The following is a 21,210-nucleotide window of genomic DNA, read 5'->3' as shown; positions in this document are numbered from 1 at the left end:
TACATCACCCATTCCCTCGTCCGTCAGAGGTGAGGGCGAATTTAAGGTTGCCGTAAGATTGACTTCAGACTCTTGCAAGGTAGGAGGCTTACAGTGGATTAAGCAAGCTTACGCTGCGAATACAAAGAATGGAGTTGATTCGGATGCATACGGATTCCATCGTGTCCACCCACAACCTGTCTAAGCGCTACAACAACGTTTGGCGGGTACATAAAGTCAATCTTTACGTAAAGCAAGGGGAAATATATGGTTTTCTCGGTCCTAACGGAGCTGGAAAATCCACCTCACTCAAAATGCTGCTGGGCTTGACCAAGCCTACGGATGGCCGGGTCACTATATTCGGAAGAGAGCTGCATAGCCACCGTTCATCTATTTTGAGCCAGATCGGATCTCTCATTGAATCTCCATCCTATTATGGGCATTTGACCGGATTGGAAAATATGCGCGTCATGCAGCGACTGCGCGGTGTACCTGACGCCAACATAAAGGAAGCTCTGCAAATCGTCCGTCTGGAAAATCAAAAGCATAAAAAAGTAGAGCAATACTCGCTCGGGATGAAGCAGCGCCTCGGCGTTGCTATGGCCTTGCTGGCCTTTCCCAAGCTGCTTGTTCTCGATGAACCGACGAACGGACTGGACCCTGCCGGAATCGGCGAAATCCGTGAGCTAATCAAATCGCTGCCTGGCCGCTATGGCATGACCGTCTTGCTGTCAAGCCATCTCCTGTCGGAGATCGATCAAATGGCTACATCAGTGGGTATCATCAATGACGGGGAGTTGTTGTTTCAAGGGAAAATGGAAGTGCTGCGGGCCAAGGGACAGTCGTCTATCTCCATGAAAACGCTGGATAATAGCGCAGCCGAGAAACTTTTGCTCACCCGCGGCTATATGCCAGTGAACAGAAAAGGACGCCTGCATTTTGAAAAGCTGAATGATGAGCAGATTTCACATGCCAACCAAATCATTGTGGAGAGCGGAATTCCGGTCGTGCGTATCGAGGAGCACCAAAAAAGCCTGGAAGATATATTCCTTGAGTTGACGGGTAAAGAGAGGAGTTTGTAATGAAAGTATTGGCCCTGGAATTCTACAAGCTGCGCCGCAAACGGATTGCGCTCATGATGACAATATTTTTAACCATCGAACTAATTTGGATCTTTATGTCTATGAGCATCTATATGTCGCGTAATTCCGGCAGCGTCTCCTGGCCGTCCATTATCGTTATGGCTGCCTCTGTTAACGGACTTTTTCTGCCGGTCATGTGTGCCATTGCCGTTTCACGGATCAGTGATATGGAGCATAAAGGGAATACATGGAAGCTGCTGATCGCTACCTCCGTCAAGCGCAGCCAACTGTATCTCGCCAAGTATATTTGCGCCAATACCGTGCTGTTGTCTTACGTGCTTGTGCAAGCCGTAGCCATCGCAGGCTTCGGGATCATCAACGGCTTCGACGGCTCGCTGCCCCTCCCCTTGATGGTATACTTCATCGGTGGAGCTGTGCTGACCAACTTGGCGGTAACCGCTTTGCAACTCTGGGTATCTCTTGCCGTGAAAAATCAGGCATTCGCCCTTTGCCTTGGAATGATCGGCGGTTTTGTCGGCATGACGGCGGGCTTATTTCCTGCGCCCATTCGCCGTGTGTTCGCTTGGTCTTACTATTCCGAGCTTAGCCCCGTAGGTATCGTATATACCGGCCCAACCGTGGAATACAGTTTCCAGTATGCCAGTGCCGGACTGCTAACCGGTATATGGCTGATGACGATCATTTTTTTTGCTGCCGGAAGCATTCATGTAACCCGGCAGCAAATATAGGAGGCATTAAGATGAGAAGAACCGTTTCCGCAGAATGGCTGAAGCTGCGCAGATCCCGTCTGGCGTTTGTGCTCTCGGCTCTCCCTATCCTCAGCCTACTTATTGGCTGTGCCAACTATTATTTCAACCAAACTGTCCTGCAAAACGAGTGGTACAGCCTGTGGACTCAAGTCAGCCTGTTTTACGGCGAGTTTTTTCTGCCTGTGCTTATTGCCATCTGCTGCGCTTATGTATGCAGACTGGAACATATGAACAACAACTGGAATGCGGTCCTGACGTCGCCCAAATCAATTGCAAGCGTATTTCTCGCCAAGCTGGTTGTGGTCAGCGGTTTAATTGCTATGGTGCAAACTTTTTTTATCGTTTTGTATGTATGCGCAGGCTTGACGCTTGGCTTGTCATTCTCCCCTCCCGTGGAGCTATTCGGTTGGGTCGTACGCGGCTGGATTGCATCCGTTGCCATCAGCGCCGTGCAGCTTATGCTGTCCTTGCGTATCCGCAGCTTTTCTGCCCCGATCGGCATTACTCTGTGCGGAGTCTTTGTTGGATTAGGATTTTACGTATCCAAATTGGGAATGTTTTTTCCCTACTCCCTGCTGACCATCGGCATGGGCGTATTGAGCCAGGAAAGCCTGAGCGTCGCTGAGAATAGCCTGTTCTTGGCAACGACTGCTCTGTTTACAATCGTTTTCTCCGGTTGGGCTATACGAAGATTGCGGAGAGCGGATGTAAGTTAACGAGCATCGTTTTCCAGCTTGATTGATGTAAATTCAATAACTTATTATTCAATCCACTTTCTTGGTCCCACAGTATGGAAAAGATGCTGTCTTTCATGATTTAATGCATCCTCAATACGCTTACATGTAAAATCACTAATCGGTTTAGGAAGTTCATCTCTTGAGCAGAATCTGCATTCTAAAATTTCAGGCGAGCTTGGCTGAGGTATTAGATTATTAGTGTTACTTGCGATGAAAACAAAATGATGCATGTCATAGTTCGGGTCGTAGTATATACCAGTTAATTGCCCAATTCCGACTTCTAACCCTACTTCTTCATGAACTTCTCTTTTTGCAGTTTCTTCCGCTGACTCGTTCTCTTCAGCTTTTCCTCCGGGCAGATCCCAATTATTTTTTGCATAGCTATGCTTCACCAACAATACTCTTCCCTCAGAATCCAAAATAACTGCTGCCGCGCCAATTAACTTAGGCAAAGTGATCCCCCCTTTTGCATGATAGTCTCCTTTTTAAGGCTTATGCCGAATATTTTACCATATTTATACTTTTTCAATAACAAAGAAACCTGCTGAGGCAATAAGCCATTCGCAGGTTTCTTTACTTTCACTTTATGGGAGGGCAATTGTACTGCTCGTACCATCTACATATTGAGTTTGGCTAAATGATTCAGAAGCTGATTGCACATCTGACCAGAACCAATCCTTTTGGGAGACATCATTCCAAACATTCTTGCCTAGTTTAGGGGTCGGACGCTTCAAAAGGTTATTAATGACTTTCACCGCTTCAGCACGTGTTAAAGGTTGATCCGGTCGGAAGCTTCCATCCTCATAACCAGACATGAGTCCAGATGCCTTGGCCGCTTGGATGTAGCCGGCTGCCCAGTGGTTTTTGGTATCTACAAAAGCCTGAACATCGTTATTTACTGCTAGTTTGTTAATTTTTACGATAATTGCGGCAAGCTCACCTCTAGTTATTGGAGCATCCGGTTTAAATGAACCGTCCGGATAGCCGCTTAACCACTCGGCTTTCTGAGCCTGATGGATAGCACCTGCTGCCCAATGCTGGTCCGCAACATCCTTAAAGTTCTGTGACGCAACCAAGGATTGAGGCTTAGCGATCGCTTTTACAAAGATACTTGATACTTCAGCACGGGTGATAGACTTATTCGGTTTAAATGTCCCATCCGGGTAACCTTCAATCCAGCTTAGATAAGAAATCGTATCGATCGGCTTTTTCAGAATCTCGATCATACTAAAGGTACTGAACTTAGTAATGATAATTTCCATACTTACCGGATTTCCTTGCGCATCATAGTTAATCTTGCCTTTTAGCCATTCCTTCTCGCCATCACTATGCTCAATATAAATGCCAAGCGAGGCCAAGAATTCATTTCTTTTCTTAGGATCTGTCGGAATGTTAATCCCTTTGAAAGAGAAGTTCAACATTACTTCATTATTCGTGATATTCGATTCAATCGTTAACGGCAAACCAACAACCGCTACTTGCCCACTGCCAGCAGCCTCGGTTACGAGGACCGCCGTCATGACCCGCTTCTCGATTTGCTGTTTGACTGCGTCCGATGAAATCGGAATAAAGCGGATCAACAATTCTTCTTTGGATTCTATGGCTTTAGCCATTGTTTGAAGCGGAATCGTCATTTGAACGACTCCCGTTTCGATACTAATAGCTGTGCCGCCTTTATTTAAAGCTTGTAAGGCATCAGGTGTAAAACCAACGTTAAACTCGTCACTGCCGTCCGGAATTTGCGGGATATTCAGCTTGATCAAATTGCCTTTGCTGCCTGCTGATCCTGCTAATTGAACAATCTCCGGTGTTATGGCTACCATGTCGATTACTCGACCATCGGCTGTATGCTTACGCTCCAAATGGATTGGAAGCTCAGTGCCATTATCTCCGATGCGGATAAAGACTTGTGTCGGTTCTGATGACCCACCTGCTGATCCTGAACTTGAACTACTTGGCTGCCCCTCACGAGTGATAACAGCCGTATACGTTTGCGCATCACCAATTCGAGGTGTAACAACGACTGAAATCGTATTGCTGCCCTCGATTAATTGAATCGGCGCATTAACGTTATTGATTCGAACATTGTTGTGGTATATAGCTATTGAAGCTAATGGGTCATACACAGAGGCAGACACCGTTGTTGACTGAACGTCATAAGAAACAGTTCCGTTATACGCCAATGTTTTAGAAGCAAACAATGGTGCTAACGTCACCCCGCTCAAACTAAATCCATTCAAATCTGCGCTAGTGTTGCGTGTTATCTCGATATTGTATACTTGCTCGCTCAAATTTTGTGCAATGACTTTAACGACTACCGCGTTAGAACCATCTTGCAGTGCAATTACTCTACTTGCCCCAACTACATTGTTAATCAGGATTTGCGATGTTGGAGCGTACACGCTGCCTGATACAGTCACGCTGTATACTTCATTGGTCACAGTGACGGCATATGAGAATTTGCCTTGAGAGAAGCCTGGGACACTTTCCCCATTTAGAAGCAAACTACTCAGGCTCATATTACTGTCTCCGGCGCGAACTATGTTTACGGTGTAACTCATAACCGTTGTCCCATCTTCCGCTGTCACGGTTAATGTGACCTTATTGCTGCCTACAGCCAGATCAGTTCCACCTGCTACAGCAACTGCAGCCAATGGATCTTCTAACGTTTCTGTTACAGCAACCGAGGTTGTCGTATTCGGGACATTCAACGTGTACGTTGTCTGGCTAGGTAGAAAGCCGATAAGACTAACACCATCAATTTGAATATTGCTTAATTTGGCGTTAGCAGATTTGCTAGAACGAATTACCGTCACCGTATATTTCTGTATATCCAAATTTTGCGCTGTCACGGTTATCGTTACGGTATTATTGCCCACGCTCAAGTTACTGCTGCCTACTACACTTACTGTTGCTGTGGGATCTGTTTGCGTACCTGTTACTGAAACCGATGCCGTTGCATTGGAAACATTGACGGTATAAGTAAACTGTCCTGAAGTAAAGCCTGCAATTGGTGTACCATCCACACTCAGACTACTCAAACTTGCATCATTGCTTGCTGCTCGCACAACAGTCACGGTATAAACCTTTTTAGTTGTGCCATCCTCAGCTGTCACGGTTACCGTGACGGTATTGCTGCCTACGAGTAGGTTACTACCTCCATCAACATCATAGGCCTTCGCTGCTGGATCTGTTGTTGTAGCGGTTACTACAACAGATGTCTGGGCATTCGGCACATTGACTGTATACGTCAGCTTCAGAGGATCAAAGTTGTCAACAGACGTTCCATCTACTTTCAACTCACTCAGGCTAGCATCATTGCTTGCTGCTCGCACGACAGTCACGGTATAGACTTTCTTAGTGCCATCCTCAGCTGTCACCGTTACCGTGACGGTATTGTCACCTACGACTAGGTTACTACCGCCAATAACTACAGGATCACTTGCCGTCGTCTCTTTCTTTGTCCCAACTACCACAACCGACTTAGTTGCATTGGGAACATTGACTGTATACGCCAGCGTATTGGGGTCAAAGTTGTCTACAGACGTTCCATCCACTTGTAGGGCGCTTAGGCTTGCATCACTGTTAGCTGCCCGTACGACCGTCACCGTGTAGACTTTCTTGGTTGTGCCATCCTCAGCTGTCACCGTTACCGTAACGGTATTGTCACCTACGACTAGTTGACTACCACCAATAACATCAGGATCAATTGCCGCTGAGTCATCCTTCGTTCCCACCACAATAACCGACGTTGTCGCATTAGGAACATTTACCGTATAGGTGATTTTAGCTGGAGCAAAGTCCGGTATGCTCACGCCATCCACGGTTAAATCTTTTAAATTAGCATTCGTGGACTTGTCAGCTCGCACAACTGTGATCGTATAATCTTGCTTGGTTGTGCCGTCCTCAGCCGTCACTGTTACAGTTACCGTATTATTACCTACGATTAAATGACTTCCGCCTACCACTGCTACACTCGCAGTTGCATAAGCTTTAGTTCCTGTTACGTTAATCGAAGTCTTCGCGTAGAGCACATTGTATGTGTAAGTAAAAGTATCCGATGCAAAGCCTGTTAACGGTGTTCCATCTACACTCAAACCACTCAAAGTCGCATCATTATTTGCTGCACGCACTATGGTCACGGTATAAACCTTTTTAGTTGTGCCATCCTCAGCTGTCACGGTTACAGTGACTGTATTGTTGCCTACCACTAAGTTGCTGCCGCCATCTATACGAACATTCGCTGTTGGATCAGCTTTGGCTCCTGTTACTACAACTGAAGTTGTCGTATTCGAAACATTTGCCGTATACGCCAGAATCAGAGGATCAAAGTTGTCTACAGACGTTCCATCTACTTTCAGCTCACTCAAGCTAGCATCATTGCTTGCTGCTCGCACGACAGTCACGGTATAGACTTTTTTAGTGCCATCCTCAGCTGTCACCGTTACCGTGACGGTATTGTCACCTACGGCTAGGCTGCTGCCGCCAACAACAACAGGATCACTTGCCGTCGTCTCTTTCTTTGTCCCAACTACCACAACCGACTTCGTTACATTGGGAACATTGACTGTATACGCCAAACTATTGGGGTCAAAGTTGTCTACAGACGTTCCATCCACTTGTAGGGCGCTTAGGCTTGCATCACTGTTAGCTGCCCGTACGACCGTCACCGTGTAGACTTTCTTGGTTGTGCCATCCTCAGCTGTCACCGTTACCGTAACGGTATTGTCACCTACGGCTAGGTTACTACCGCCAATAACTACAGGATTGCTTGCGGTTGAATCTTCTTTTGTTCCCATAACCACAACAGAAGTATTGGCATTAGGAACATTTACCGTATAGGTGAGTCTACTTGAAGAGAATCCTGCTACACTTACACCATCAACTTTCAAATCAGTTAAATTAGCATTCGTGGACTTGTCAGCTCGCACCACTGTGACACTATAAACCTTCTTGGTTGTGCCATCCGCAGCTGTCACCGTGACTGTCACCGTATTATTGCCAACGGCTAAGTTACTGCCTCCTGCTACTACTACGTTAGCAGTAGGATCCTCTTTTGTTCCTGTGATAACAATTGCAGATTTGGCATAAAGCACATTGAGCGTGTATGTGAGCGTATCCGATGCAAAATCTGCTAATGGCGTTCCATCTACATTCAAACCAATCAAGTTCGCATTATTGCTTGGTGCACGAACCACGGTTACCGTATACACTTTGGTTGTGCCATTTTCCGCTGTCACGGTTATCGTGACCGTATTATTACCTACGGCAAGATTGCTGCCGCCGGTCACAACAGGCGTACCTGCCATTGCATCCGTCTTGATCCCTATTACAGTAACAGCCTTCTTTTCATTAGGTACATTTACTGTATAGGCCACATCGGCAGGTGCAAACCCTTCAACCGTTACACCATCTACTGTTAAATCTTTCAACGTAGCATCATTAGATTGCAGAACGCGATTCACAGTAATTGTATATGACTTTGTAGCGCTGTTTTCCGCTGTTACAGTGACGGTAATGACATTTGAATTCCCTACGCTTAAAGGGATCGACCCACTATCTTGACCACTGGTTACCAAGGTATTGTTCACTTTCACCGTTGCATGAGACTCATTCACAACCGGTGTTACCTTTAATGAATTTACTGCATACGGAACATCAACCGTGTACGCAATCGTTTCAGGTGCAAAGGTTTCCTTTAACACAGCATTCGATAAGGTGAGTCCCTTCAGCGTCGCATCCTTACTAAGTACTGTCGTATTGTGCGTTCCTGTATCATTGCTGACATCAAGCTCATCCCCGCCAGAAACAACAACCGAACTCGTTACCGAACGAGGGGTGTCCACAGCCACATCTACGGTTACGTCGATGACTGGATAATTACTGCCCCCATTTAATACGTCTGAACGAGAACAGGTTAGCGTCGCAGTTGGACATGTCCATCCGCTTCCAGCTAAATTCGTAGCCGTTAATCCCGTTGGTAAAGTAACAACGGCGGTAACGATTCCATTCGTTTTCACTTTACCATTATTCGTAACCGTTACTGTATAATGTGCTCCTGTCTCCCCTTGAAAGAAAGTTCCGTTCGGGGACATCGTAACGATCAGATCCGTCCCATCGGAGTTCACAGCTACATTGCCACCACTGTTGCCCGTAAAGCTCGTGCGAGTTAACACAGGGGCTTTACTGGCATTGATGAACATACCTCCCCCTCGGACAGCTGAGTTGCCGGTCCCTTCTACATCCGTAAGTGATACGGTTCCTGCAAAGAAATCAAGAACCAATCCTCCTCCGTCGCTCCCCGCGGTATTCCCCGTGAAAGCTGTGTTTGTAACAACAGCTGGACTGCCCAAGTAAAGTCCGCCTGCACGACCTTCTGTTCCGCCATTTTTACTAAACGCCTTATTGCTGCTGAATGTACTGGAATCAATCGTGACATTTCGTAAAATCTTACTTGCCGACACAATTGCTAAACCACCGCCAAGCCCATAAGAAGTATTGTTTTGGACCGTGAGGTTCGACATTTCAAGGGCCATATCCCCCTCTAGATACATACCGCCGCCTCGCGAACCAAAGTTCGCCGTGAACGCTGCTCCCGCTGTATTGTTACTGATCGTAACATTTGTCAATTTAACCTTGCCCGCTGAAGTGCCTGATATGTAAAGTCCGCCCCCGAATCCGTCTTCGGCAGTCGTATTATTAGCAATAATAGAATCAGTAATGGTCAGGGTCTTGTTGCCGACATCGCCACCGATTCCGCCGCCTCCGTAGTTATTAAGAGGTGTAGAGTTACCATAACGGATTGTTAATCCCTGTATCGTAACATTGTATCCAGTGTTATCTAGATCAGGATTAATTTCCACCACCCTATGTGTGGAGGCAGCCGCACTTAAACCAGCTTGTATAATGGTTGCTGCTGAGTTGCTTCCTTGCAGAGTTACATCATCTCTTATTTCCAACTGCGCGGAAGCCGTCGTATAGGTGCCAGTTGGAATAGTAATCACATCTGCGCCAGGAAGTGCGTTTGCTTGCATGATCGCCGCACGCAGTGTACATCTACCATTACTATCTGCGCACACCCCATCACCAATATTGGCATCTACGGTGTCTGCTGTATCGTTTACCATGAAAGTCGCAGCACTCGCTTCACTCACTGCTCCTATACCTGCCGCTACAAGCAGCAACAGTCCCAGCAAGGCTACTTTTGAATAGAATTGATTTACCTTAAACGTACTCCACATATCTCGCCAATGAACCACTGTTCAGGCTCCTCTCCGTCTTACCTTCTTTCTTACTATCAGATCATATATCTACGAACGAGGCGGGTACACACCCTGCAAAGCGATACAAAAATTAAGCGTTAGATACGGCTGCATATTATTGTGAGGCTGACCGCCTCCGGAAGGCAAAATTGCTTCCGCGCCCATCGCAGCAGTATTTACAGCTCCCGTATAAGCCAAGGCCCCACGCCGCCCGCCTGTATCCTTCCAAATTTGCCCCGTCGGTGCTTCCTGTGAGCCTGGGGTAGTTCCATATTGCAAGGCATGACTATGCATAGGCAGTTCAGTACTCAACAAGGTGACCTTCTCTGAACCTCCGGTTTGGCCAAGACTATACAAGGACAGCCCTACGCCTTGACCAGGGTGCATCGGAACCCGGCCTTGTAGATCCGGGAGTGCGAATGTACTTTTCCCATCGCCTCCGTAATAAGTTCCCAATAACGAAAAGAGCGCAGTATTTTGCGATATAGGCAGAAGTTGCCCATTGCAAAAAGCCCACCCCTTAGGCGCAAAGTTAAATGGAAATAGACAAATTTCCCCAACAAATGGATCTGTTCCCGGCATATGATCTCTCCTTAATTTTGACTTGGAAATATTCCCGTTGTTGCAATAATGGCCGTCAATGCTAGATATGGCTGCATATTGTTATGGGGCTGACTGCCGCCAACCAAATCGGTTACAGAAGTGGATTGGCCATCCCGCACAAAAGCATAAGAACTTGTTGACGCCACGCCAAACGTATTTCCTTGGGCAGTTTTTGTAGAAGCTTCATTCTTGCTTGCATTTAAGTAATGGGAGTGAGTAGCTAGCTCACTTTGGATTAATGTGTGGGCTTGTTCTCCGCCTGTTTCTCCCAAGGTATGGCCATTCCCCATGTGAATGGGAGCTCTTCCTCGCAAGTCCGGAAGCCCGAATGTAGTTTGACCATTGCCGCCGTAAGTAGTGCTCAGCAATGCGAATAAACCTTGATTCTGATTGATGGCCAATATTTTTCCATTGCACAGTTCGTTCCCGCTGGGTGCAAAGTTAAAAGCAACCCAACGCACCTCACTTAGAAACGGTTCAGTAACATCTGCTCCGCCGCCCTGTGAAGGATAAGTTCCAAACAAACTAATGATATAATTAATCGTCAAAAAGGGTTGCAAATTCGTGTGAGGTTGATTGCCTCCGGTAGATCCTAGCACTGTGCCAGCGTTCATCATCTTAGCTTGTGATCCGGCAGTATCTGTAAATTGATTCAAGGTCGATCTCGCCACAACAGTGCCTTCCGGACTGTTTGTGCTGCCAAAATTAGATGAAACACCAGCTGTATGGCTGTGAGCAGGTATCTGCTGAACGGTTAAGGTAACATCCTCCGTTCCTGCTTGCTGGCCAAGCATAAATCCATTTCCTTGATGGAGCGGAATTCTGCTTTGCAGATTAGGCAAATTAAACGTAGACTGACCGTCTCCGCCATACGTCGTCCCTATCAAATTAAACAAAGTATCATACTCCGAAATAGACAAGGTTTGACCATCACACTTCATCCAGCCTGCCGGTGCAAAATTGCCCGCAAACATCCGAATTTCACCTACAAAAGGCTGTCCCATCAACTTTCCCCCTCATAATTGTTCAACTGCTATGTATTAAAAAATTATTTTTCCCTAGCGCTCGAAATATGTCGAATTTTATAATACACTCTATGTATAATTCTATCAAAATATTTAGAATAAAGCATTTAAATTCATAGATTATGTGGTATGTTTATCTCAAGATCTTTAACATTCGGAGGAATTCCTATATGGAAATGAAAAAACCGTTATCTCGCCGACATTTTTTGAAATATTTAGGAACTAGCGCAGCTTCCTTAGCTGCTGCTTATTCCGGCCTCAGCTCTCTAACGCAAAAAGCTAACGCTTCTGCCTCCAATATCAATGCTTACGACGAATTGCCGGAAACATTCAACCCTACACGACATACGGCCGACGACACCGATCAGTTGCTTCTCGCGAATGGATTTTCTTACAGCGTCTTGGCTGCCTATGGTGATGTTATTAATAAGTCTGGCGATACATTGGGTTTTAACAACAGTTACACCTCCTTTTTCCCTATTCCCGGATCAAATACAGAAGCCCTACTGTGGGTTAATCATGAATCTGCGCAGTATCCATGGATGCTGGATCGTTCAAAGACCATCGCTTGGGAGCAGCAAAAACAGCTTCTGAACGAACAAGGTGCTTCTATCCTTCATATCAAGAAAGATGCCTTAGGCCAGTGGAAACTCGTTTCTGACTCTCCCCTTGCCCGTCGTATTTCGGGATTGACCCCCATTGAACTGACAGGCCCTGTCCGAGGTTCCCAATCCGTTAACGGTGCTACCCTTGTGCAAGGTACGTTCGCTAATCGCGGTGGCAGCCAAACGTTGTGGAATACCCAGCTTACTTGCGAGAATCGTTTCGAAACCACTTGTCGCGATGCCGGCCTAGCACTTTCTCACTATGGCTGGATCGTTGAGGTTGATCCTTTCGATCCTACGAAATTACCTGTGAAACATACCGCACTTGGACGCTTTCATCACGGCAGCGCAGCCATGACACTGAATTCGGATCAACATGTCGTTGTCTATATGGGAGAAGATTCGGCTGAGGGATTTGTTTATAAATTTGTCAGCGCTGAGCAATGGTCAGAAGATAAGAATGCTAACACAGCTCAACTCCTAAGCAAAGGTTCCTTGTATGCTGCTGACTTAATCAAAGGCCGCTGGATTGAATTGACCATTGAGCTTCTTCGCAAACAATTAAGCAGCCTAACTTACCAAGTACCAACCGTTCTCAACAAATCCAAGGATGTATTGCTTAAACAATTCCAAACTCAGAACGATGTTCTCACATCCGTCAGCGAGGCTGCGCTGATCCTTGGGGCTACTCCCTGTGATCGTCCGGCTGAACTTACGGTTCGCCCCTCCAATAAACAGGTGTATATTGCCTTTACTCAGAATGACAGCCGAGGCAACCTGCACGGCCAAATTATTAAATTGAAGGAAAGCGGCAGCGGAGAGACATTTGCGTTCGAAACCTTCATTACAGGTGGTCGACAAAGCGGCTTTAGTTCTCCAGGCGCCCTGGCATTCGATAAGAATGATAACCTGTGGGTTTCATCCGATATTTCACCTGACCAATTGAACACTGGCGCATGGTCAGAATTCAAAAATAACGGTCTGTATCTCATCCATCCATCAGGTACAGAACGAAAAACAAAGCAATATGCCTCATCTCCAACAGAAGCAGCATTGAGCGGTCTTTCATTTACAGATCATCAAGCTACTGTATTCGTAGCGGTAAACCACCCTGGCGCATCCGGCGCAGGAACAACTTCACCAACAAGCCAATGGCAGCACCGTTTTGGTAAAAAGGATCCTCGTTCTGCTGTCGTTGTTATTACGCGATCACTGCTGTAAATGATAAAAAGGACCTAGCCTGCGGCTAAGGTCCTTCTTAATTTCATGCTCGAAAATGAATCGATAATACGTCAGAAGAGATACAGCTTCTGGCGTTTTTATTTTGCACGAAAATATAATCCGTCCAACCGTTATGTATTCCGTCTACAGGTGGCTCACAGCAATAGGAAGAGGTAAAATCGAACTCAATGAAATGAGAATGATTATCATCAATTGAATGGAGAGAGATTGAACTATGTTTTGTCTAAAAAAAATGTCGTTTGCAAGTATTATTGTACTCATGCTTTTTTTGTATGGATGTAGTGATAATAATGGAGCAGGAACCGCTTCGTCCATACCTTCGAACTCCCCGTCACCTTCTTCAGCAGCGTCTAATGAAACGGGTTCGCTGCAAACACGTACGGTCAAGGATGCGAAGGGACAGGTGGATATTCCGGTTAATCCCAAAAGAATCGTAGATATTTCGGGTTCCACCGAAGAGCTGATAGTTCTCGGCCTTCCACCTGTACTAACCGGAAATACCGATATGGCTAACCCCACAGATGTAACTCCGATTCTCAAAAAAGAGCTGGGGGACAAAGTCGGCGTTGCTGGCTGGTTTCAGACCGAAGTTAGTGTAGAAGCGATCTTGGCGGCGAACCCCGATCTCATTCTGGCAGGGCCCACACAGGAGAAGATTTACGAACAGCTGCAGAAAATTGCCCCAACGGTGAGAGTACCTTACGGATTTAACGCCTTTCGTGGGCGCTTTGCGTTTGTAGCGGAAGTTTTCGATAAGAAAGCGGAGATGGAGGCATGGCTGAAGACGTACGATGAACGTTCCAAACAATTACACGAGCAAATTACAGCTGTCTCCAAGCAGGAAACATTTGCAGTGATTGAAGCCACAGAGAAAGAAATTAGAATCTATTCCAGCACAGGAATTGCCGATATGATTTTCCAAGATCTGAAGCTGCCCAAAGCTCCCGGCACACCGGACCCAGATCCTTGGGGTGGGAAAGTAACGAATCTGGAGGGGCTTTCCACACTTAATCCTGATCATTTGATCCTACTCGTAAACAGTGATAATAATGTGCTGGAGCAAAGCAAAATTTGGAGCAGCCTCAAGGCGGTGAAGGCAGAAAATGTCTATCGGATGACAAGTAAACAAAATTATAACGAAGCATTTTTTGCAATTGGCAAGCAATCGGTCTTGGAGCAGATTTCGGGTGATATCCTGAAACATGCGAAACAGTGAGATGGAAGCTGGCAACGTATACTGACCAAAAAACGAAACAGCGGCAGCCATGGACAAGAAAATAATGTCCTAGACTGCTGCTGTTTTATCTTCTGCCAGAATAGTGGTCTAGTGTAAAAACGGTTCAACCCCTATCGTGTAATTGGACAGCAATTTTGCGGCAAAGAAACGATGCTGCGAAACTCAGTTGCAAACAAATATTGCATTCCTCAGCGGGGTCTACGTCCTCATGCTGGATGTCTTCAAAATAAAGATCAATATACTGTTCCAACTCGCCTGTAGACGTATGCCTAATCGTCACGGACAGATTCTTCGGTATGTCATTCCGTTCCGAGACTTCCATACATACCTCCGTAATTTCATCGTAATGAAACGGGGGGAATAAACCGAACCTATCGATAACAGCCTGAGCTCCTTCTATGGAGATGAGGGGCGAGAACGTGCGTTCAAACCGATGTGCATGCAATAGATCCGACTCGTATTGGGGGCTCGTATACAGCAGGATGGATTCAGGGCCGCATTCCACTGTAGTTCCGATAAAAGCCGCCCACGTGGGTCTACCCAATTCGCCAACGGTAATCAAAATCTGATCTTGAGCACGTAGATCTATTGGCAGATCTATGTTCAAATGCAGTCGGAAGCCCTGTATCTGCACCTGCCACTCGGTGTTTGGGGCCAAGATGATTTCTTCCCGTTCCACGGATCGAACGCTCACGTTCCATACCCCTTCATTCTTCATGCGTTCACCACCAAGTTGTGTCGTGAAGTCAATAAACTATCCCCAGTTTGCCATCTTTGCGGCCGATATCATATACATATATATCACTCCTCGCTTTTACGGTAGCAGTCCCATATACATAAGCTCGGACGGATTTGCCGGGTTATGGCCCAAGCCTACACGATCTCCCGCGCGTGGAATTTGGATTTTCGATACGAGTGTTTCCAATGTCGTCTGGTACGTGTTCCCGTCGTTTTCTGTCACATCCAAAACGAGGACGACGATCGGATCGAAATTAATAAGTTTGCCCGTATCCGTAACCGATATGACGATGGCGGTTGCGCTAATCGATACGATGCCGCTCGATGCCATTTGCGCCTGTTTCGCCGTCTCTAGGCTTTGGTTGATGCGATCCCTATTTTCTTTGGAAACCGCGCTTTTCATAAGCAGCCCCGACAGTCCTTTATTCATCAGATTATCTGCCTGCTCCAGAGCATTTTGCGGTTTTTTCTTTTTTCCGAACCATCCCATCACTCGCTTCACGCCTCTCTTTGTTTGGTTTGTCGTTGTATTTTAAGTATATACGACGGCTGTTTAGCCAGACAATAGGATCGGAGACATACAAACAAATGAGCGAAAGTTCGCGTTTTTCTGCAGGTTCAAGCTCCATTTTCTTTGCAAAATAAAGCTTACTCGCAATACTTCGGGTTCCTTACACGATTCAATCGACCCTTTCGCTCCGAATTTTGTATTTAAACCTGACGGTAAGCCCCTCCCCCACCGTTATTTTTTAACAGATACACCAGCTTTCGATAATAAAAAGACGATTCTTTGTAGCGACGGCTTTCCTCAGAGACGACCGCCAACGTTTCATACAGGTGCTCGAGACGCATCGCATGCCAGGTAGATTCGAAATAGGGCAAGCATTCCAGCGCGCGGGACTGAAACGTCTCGATGTCCCCTTGGTTGAGTGCCAGTTGGCTTTCATAAAAAGCCAATGCCATCTCCTGATCTGTGCTGGTATCGAGAGTCCGCAACCGCTCAACCCCTTCCGAGAGCAATTCCCAATTTCTCTGAAAAAAAGCGGCTTCGCACCTGTAAATGGTCGTCACCGGCTCGAACATTTGCTGGGTTTCCTCCGGCTCATTGGCGATCATCGCTTCGAAGCGGACAATTTCATCCAACGCTTTATCCGGTTCTCCCGTCATCGTTAGCATGACAATCCGGTTGTTCATAATCGTCGTGACCACATCGCCAGGCTGTTGCAAATAAACGAGGTTGGCTTCGGCCATCGAAAGCGCCCGCAATGCTTCTTGCACAAGCCCCATCGCGAAGCAGTAGCCGCTGTATGCCACATACAGGCCAGACAGGCGGTGAAACAGCCGATCATCTACAATTTGTCGCATTGTCTGCTCGAACACCTGCTTCGCCTGCTCAAACTGCTTCAACAGGACGCATGCTTCCATCCTGATGTTTTGCGCGGTTAACCATATTTCAGTCCCGGCTTCCACAAGCTCACTCAAACGATTCACATCGTTCAGCACATCGTCGTAGCGGCTCTGGGAGCGAAAGTATTGTATTTTATACAGGAGAAGAGCTTTTTTCAAGGGTAATGGCAGATCGGCTTGGTCTGTTTTTCCATATTTATCTAAATAATGGTTCAAGTAAGTCTGATGTAAGTAGTCGTAGGCCGTCTTGTCGTTCATCTGCTGATAATAGATGGCTTTCATAAAGGAAGTCGTCAGCTCGATCACGAGTGCATCATCCCGATCATCGAGAGCATCCACGTAGCTTTCGGATACCGATTGCCCAGACATCGTCTGGAAAATGTGCTCCGCTCGCTGCAAAGTCTGTTCGTCAGCTATCGCTACATGATTCAAATAGTTAACCGGAACGCCAAGACGGCTGGCAATATGCTCCGCCAAATCGTCAGCTAACGGATACCTTCCTGCCAATATGTTGGCAAAATGAGCCTGCGTTACGAGTCCCTCCACGAGGTCTTTCCGCGATATTTGCTTCTTCTTGCACAGATGCTCGATACGTTCCTTGAGCACAAGGCTCCCCCCCGCTTTCTGAAACTACCTCAACTCACCTTCTCTATCGATATAACTAATTCCACATTTTGTTAAATATTCCTGTCACCTCTCATGTTCAATCAGACTCCTAAACTATCGTTCCCCGACGTTGAATCCCTTTCGGTTGCAAAAGGTTCATAATGAACATGAACTTCGTATACGTTGGCCAGCTTTTTCAATTCATCTTCAACCCTTGTTGCAATATCGTGGGCTTCTTGAAACTCTAAATCAGACTGTATAAGCAAAATAACGTCAATCACAGCATTACTGCCATAATTCCTTGCCCTAATTTCCTTTACATCTTCTACGCCCTCAATACTCATTACGGTATCTTTATACGACTCGATGATTTCTTCATCAAAACCGTCTGATAAGTGATGTGACGCGTCCCTGAAAATATCCCATGCTGTTTTACAAATAATAATGCCTATAATTATCGCAGTTAATGGGTCTAGCCAAGGTATTTTGAATTGAGCACCAATGATTCCAATCACTGTTCCAATACTCACTAAGGCATCCGAAATATTGTCTTTTGCTGCTGCCATGACAGCTTGGCTATTGATTTTAAGCGCAAGGTGTTTATTGTAGCGATATACAGCATACATGACAACTGCACAAAAAACTCCTGCCCAAGCCGACATTAGATCAGGTGCATGTTGCCTACCTTGAAACATTGAAATGCATGCTTCAACCAGTACCTGTAGACCAACAGCCATCATTATGAATGAAGCCACAAGAGAAGCAATTGTCTCCGACTTCCAATGACCGTAAGGATGATCTTGGTCTGCCGGCTTCTGGGCGATTTTCAATCCAATTAATACGGCAAAAGATGCTACAATATCGGTCGCATTATTTAATCCATCGGCTTTTAATGCTTCTGAATCCGCTAGAAAGCCAATTATTAATTTAATAGATGATAAACAAATATAAGCTATGATGCTAACTATTGCGCCGCGCTCACCCAATTTCAAATTATCGAACCTCATCTGCTGATCCATCTCTATGATCTATCTCCTCTCAGCCCCTGTTATGCATTCTCATATTACCAGCCAGCTAGGAAGTGGGTCTAGAGAAACGTTGTTTCATTTGGTTTAAATAATGACCATATGGAAAGAATGTTGGTTCTATTAAAGCTTGTTGCTCTACGCAAAAATAAAGCAGATCGCCGCAGCGCCTGCTTTATTGGTCTCGTGTGAATCAAAAAAGCGTTCGAACCGGAGAACCCGATAGATACGCTTCAATACCTTCAACCACGTCAGTATAAAAGGCCTCATAATTCGCTTTCGATACATAGCCGATATGCGGCGTAGTGAGAAGATTCGGAAGCGATCGGTAAATATCATCCTTCGGCAACGGTTCCACTTCGAACACATCTACCGCGGCTCCGGCGATCCAGCCGTTTTGCAAAGCCTCGGCAAGCGCAGCTTGATCCACGATCGGAGCGCGTGACGTATTGATCAGATATGCGGAAGGACGCATACGCTTAAGATCTGCGGCATTAATCAACCCTCTTGTCCGGTCGCTTAATACAAGATGAATGGACACAAAGTCACTGCTCTCCAGAAGCTCCTCCTTGGAAGCAGCTAATCTCACTCCAACTTCGTCGGCCCGCTCTTTCGTTAAATTCTGGCTCCACGCCGTGACATCCATGCCGAATGCATGGCCAAATTTGGCGATCTTGCTGCCCAGTTTGCCAAGACCAAGCACGCCAAGCGTCTTGCCGTACAAATCCGCTCCAATCGTGCTTTGCCACTGACCGCTGCGGATCGCGTTGTGCTCCTGCACAATGCCGCGGGCAAGCCCCAAAACCAAAGCCCAAGTGAGCTCGGCAGTTGCGTTGCCTGCACCTCCCGTGCCGCAAACAGTAATGCCTTGCGAAGCGGCTGCGGCCATGTCAATCGACGCATTGCGCATGCCCGTCGTAATTAACAGCATCAGGCGAGGAAGCCGGGCAAGCAGCGATGCGCGGAAAGGAGTCCGTTCACGCATAATCACGACAATCTCACAGTCGGCGATCTGTTCCACCAGCTCATCGGGTTGATCGATATGCCGATCGATACTTTTGACCTCCACCTTGTCCAAAATCTGAGACCAATCCGCGGCAGTCAATGCCACTTGCTGGTAGTCATCTAATATCGCACAGCGAAGCTTCATAACCAATTTTCCTCCCTCATCGTACACAAAATGTATTTTCAGTATATTCCTGTTCCAAGAGCCTTGTAAACAGGTGGCGAACTGCGTTCTACTCCCAAAATGCCAACCGTAAATAGAAGACATATTGAAAAGATTGACGCCTGCCCAAGAGATTCCTGTAAGAAATGCTGTCGTACACAACATTTGGATTTTATTCAACATTTAAATGACATCAAAAAAGCTGCCAAGAGTTTCTTGACAGCCTGATCCCTTTGCTTTCAATTGGATGGAATGATTCGAATATCCTTATCCAAATTGGCAAGCATTATGAAATTGCGATTGAAAGTAAAAATGCGTTTTACCTGATAATAAGACATGGTCACAGCAGTGAATGCTTCGCTGAGCGAGAAGCGTAGCTCTGGCCTGTCCATAAGCAGTCTGCGCGATTCGCCCTCGAATTCAGGGCCGCTGGAGACAACCGCCAGCTTGCCTCTGCTCACAGCTTTATCAATTGCTTTCAGGAAATATTCCGCCTGCTCGTAGCTGTATTCATTGCGAAGCCATTCGTGAAGTTCAAATATAATGGAGTTCGTGGTTATATAATTACGTTCAAGATCATGCAAATCCAGAAACAAGGAACGAGCTTTCGCATAGCGAGGGTTTTGAGGATTCATTAAAGCGGCTAAAGCTGTCTCATCCAGAAAAATCGCATCCTGAACGTTCAAGTGGTTATCCATATGTCAACACTCCTTAATCCTCTTGTTTGCAAATACCATCCAAATACAGAAGTGGGTTATCTTCCTTTTGACCCACTGAGATGGGGGTTGGTTCGTATGAGGCGCTTTCCAGATATTGAACAATAATTCCATTGATGATCGCTTCAACGGTCGTATGCTGCATGTCGGCAATTGCTTTCAGATCAACATAATAGTGCGGATTGATTTCTATAATGCCTTCTTCTTGTTCTTCACTTCTCGAAGAAATGAATTCGGAAGCGGTAGACTTCGCTTTTTCGAATTGATTTTGAATGAAGCGTTTGTAATTATTCGCCATCGTGATTCACTCCTTTTGCATAGCTTTTATAACGATTCGTCGAATTCTGTCGATTTCAGGGGGTGATGTCGAGCGTTAATTCAATTCTGCTAGGCAATGCAGTCCTAGAGCAACTGAATGCAGGTCATAGTAAGCGAGTGATCGGAATCGAACCTACATTTAAGATAAAATCACCGACAAGGGGACTTCTTGCTACCATGCAATAACATTTATTCGTTCATACACAAAGAAATCCCTCAAAACCACTGGAAAGTGAATTTTGATGAGTTCTAGATTGTGTTGTTTGGGATAAAAAGTTTAGATTTTCATACGAAAGGGAACTAGGATACGCTATATGTGGAAAAAAGGGGAGATTTCTATCGAAACGGAACTACGATCCGCTATATGCCCAAAAAGAACGATTGATTGAGCATTTTGGAGGAATTAGCGTACTGTAGTTCCGCTTGGGGTGGGATTTGAGCTCATTTTTCTAAAATAGCGTACCCTAGTTCTGTTTCATGCTGCGGCTAATCATAAATTGTAGCTCGATGTATTCGATCCTAAAATAGAAAAGGAACCTTACACGGATTTCTCCATGTAAGGTTCCTTAAATTGCTTGGCAACGTTCTACTCTCCCAGAACCCTGCGGTTCAAGTACCATCGACGCTGGAGGGCTTAACGGTCGTGTTCGAGATGGGAACGCGTGGGTCCCCTCCGCCATCATCACCAAA

16 protein-coding genes and 1 rRNA gene are annotated in these 21,210 nt (G+C 46.1%); 5 read left to right on the top strand and 12 right to left on the bottom strand.

Annotated elements, in window-relative coordinates; all coding sequences use genetic code 11:
* Positions 1-143: 143 nt before the first annotated feature.
* From HQN90_RS31175 to HQN90_RS31165, 3 genes are read left to right on the top strand one after another with little or no spacing between them, the layout of a single operon-like run.
* The gene (locus HQN90_RS31175) at positions 144-1,061 is read left to right on the top strand and encodes an ABC transporter ATP-binding protein (RefSeq protein WP_173226396.1); all 918 of its coding nucleotides are present in this window, start codon (positions 144-146) and stop codon (positions 1,059-1,061) included.
* Positions 1,061-1,810 (top strand): ABC transporter permease, encoded by a 750-nt coding sequence (locus tag HQN90_RS31170; RefSeq protein WP_173226394.1) that lies wholly within the window; start codon positions 1,061-1,063, stop codon positions 1,808-1,810. Before HQN90_RS31175 ends, HQN90_RS31170 begins: the two co-directional genes overlap by 1 nt.
* An 11-nt stretch (positions 1,811-1,821) precedes the next feature.
* Positions 1,822-2,547 (top strand): ABC transporter permease, encoded by a 726-nt coding sequence (locus tag HQN90_RS31165; protein WP_173226392.1) that lies wholly within the window; start codon positions 1,822-1,824, stop codon positions 2,545-2,547.
* Positions 2,548-2,591: 44 nt separating this feature from the next.
* On the opposite strand, the gene HQN90_RS31160 is transcribed toward HQN90_RS31165, so the two are convergent.
* From HQN90_RS31160 to HQN90_RS39755, 4 genes are all read right to left on the bottom strand, one after another.
* A complete protein-coding gene (locus HQN90_RS31160) occupies positions 2,592-3,020 on the bottom strand; it encodes an NUDIX hydrolase (RefSeq protein ID WP_173226390.1) in 429 nt (142 codons plus the stop codon).
* A 132-nt stretch (positions 3,021-3,152) separates the two neighbouring features.
* Positions 3,153-9,827: a cadherin-like beta sandwich domain-containing protein gene (locus HQN90_RS31155; protein WP_173226388.1), complete on the bottom strand. Its 6,675-nt coding sequence runs from the start codon at positions 9,825-9,827 to the stop codon at positions 3,153-3,155.
* 51 nt (positions 9,828-9,878) lie between these two features.
* Positions 9,879-10,412, bottom strand: a complete 534-nt coding sequence (locus HQN90_RS31150) for a phage tail protein (RefSeq protein WP_173226386.1) — start codon at positions 10,410-10,412, stop codon at positions 9,879-9,881.
* Positions 10,413-10,423: 11 nt separating this feature from the next.
* Positions 10,424-11,437 (bottom strand): phage tail protein, encoded by a 1,014-nt coding sequence (locus HQN90_RS39755; protein ID WP_338042411.1) that lies wholly within the window; start codon positions 11,435-11,437, stop codon positions 10,424-10,426.
* Between the two features lie 191 nt (positions 11,438-11,628).
* Between HQN90_RS39755 and HQN90_RS31140 the strand changes: the two genes are divergently transcribed.
* Together HQN90_RS31140 and HQN90_RS31135 are read left to right on the top strand one after the other, a co-directional pair.
* Positions 11,629-13,284 carry a PhoX family protein gene (locus HQN90_RS31140; RefSeq protein WP_173226490.1) on the top strand — a complete coding sequence of 552 codons (1,656 nt, stop codon included), beginning with the start codon at positions 11,629-11,631 and terminating at the stop codon, positions 13,282-13,284.
* 235 nt (positions 13,285-13,519) lie between these two features.
* Entirely contained in the window at positions 13,520-14,521 is a 1,002-nt protein-coding gene (locus HQN90_RS31135) for an ABC transporter substrate-binding protein (protein ID WP_173226384.1), read from the top strand.
* A gap of 124 nt (positions 14,522-14,645) precedes the next feature.
* Here HQN90_RS31135 and HQN90_RS31130 read toward each other — a convergent pair whose 3' ends face one another.
* From HQN90_RS31130 to rrf, 8 genes are all read right to left on the bottom strand, one after another.
* Positions 14,646-15,260, bottom strand: a complete 615-nt coding sequence (locus HQN90_RS31130; RefSeq protein ID WP_173226382.1) for a hypothetical protein — start codon at positions 15,258-15,260, stop codon at positions 14,646-14,648.
* A 96-nt stretch (positions 15,261-15,356) separates the two neighbouring features.
* Positions 15,357-15,773, bottom strand: a complete 417-nt coding sequence (locus HQN90_RS31125; protein ID WP_173226381.1) for a basic helix-loop-helix domain-containing protein — start codon at positions 15,771-15,773, stop codon at positions 15,357-15,359.
* A 218-nt stretch (positions 15,774-15,991) separates the two neighbouring features.
* Positions 15,992-17,293 carry a helix-turn-helix transcriptional regulator gene (locus HQN90_RS31120; RefSeq protein ID WP_173226379.1) on the bottom strand — a complete coding sequence of 434 codons (1,302 nt, stop codon included), beginning with the start codon at positions 17,291-17,293 and terminating at the stop codon, positions 15,992-15,994.
* 101 nt (positions 17,294-17,394) lie between these two features.
* Positions 17,395-18,312, bottom strand: coding sequence for a cation diffusion facilitator family transporter (locus HQN90_RS31115; RefSeq protein ID WP_173226377.1), 918 nt, complete (start codon positions 18,310-18,312; stop codon positions 17,395-17,397).
* Positions 18,313-18,511: 199 nt separating this feature from the next.
* The gene (locus HQN90_RS31110) at positions 18,512-19,468 is read right to left on the bottom strand and encodes a D-2-hydroxyacid dehydrogenase family protein (protein WP_173226375.1); all 957 of its coding nucleotides are present in this window, start codon (positions 19,466-19,468) and stop codon (positions 18,512-18,514) included.
* 257 nt (positions 19,469-19,725) lie between these two features.
* Entirely contained in the window at positions 19,726-20,184 is a 459-nt protein-coding gene (locus HQN90_RS31105) for a type II toxin-antitoxin system VapC family toxin (protein ID WP_173226373.1), read from the bottom strand.
* Between the two features lie 13 nt (positions 20,185-20,197).
* Positions 20,198-20,500 (bottom strand): hypothetical protein, encoded by a 303-nt coding sequence (locus HQN90_RS31100; RefSeq protein ID WP_173226371.1) that lies wholly within the window; start codon positions 20,498-20,500, stop codon positions 20,198-20,200.
* 593 nt (positions 20,501-21,093) lie between these two features.
* A 5S ribosomal RNA gene (rrf, locus tag HQN90_RS31095) occupies positions 21,094-21,210 on the bottom strand.

It is taken from the genome of Paenibacillus alba, assembly GCF_013204855.1.
Classification (GTDB): domain Bacteria; phylum Bacillota; class Bacilli; order Paenibacillales; family NBRC-103111; genus Paenibacillus_E; species Paenibacillus_E alba.
The sequence above is the reverse complement of the archived record's forward strand: the minus strand, read 5'-3'. Positions and strand labels throughout refer to the sequence as shown.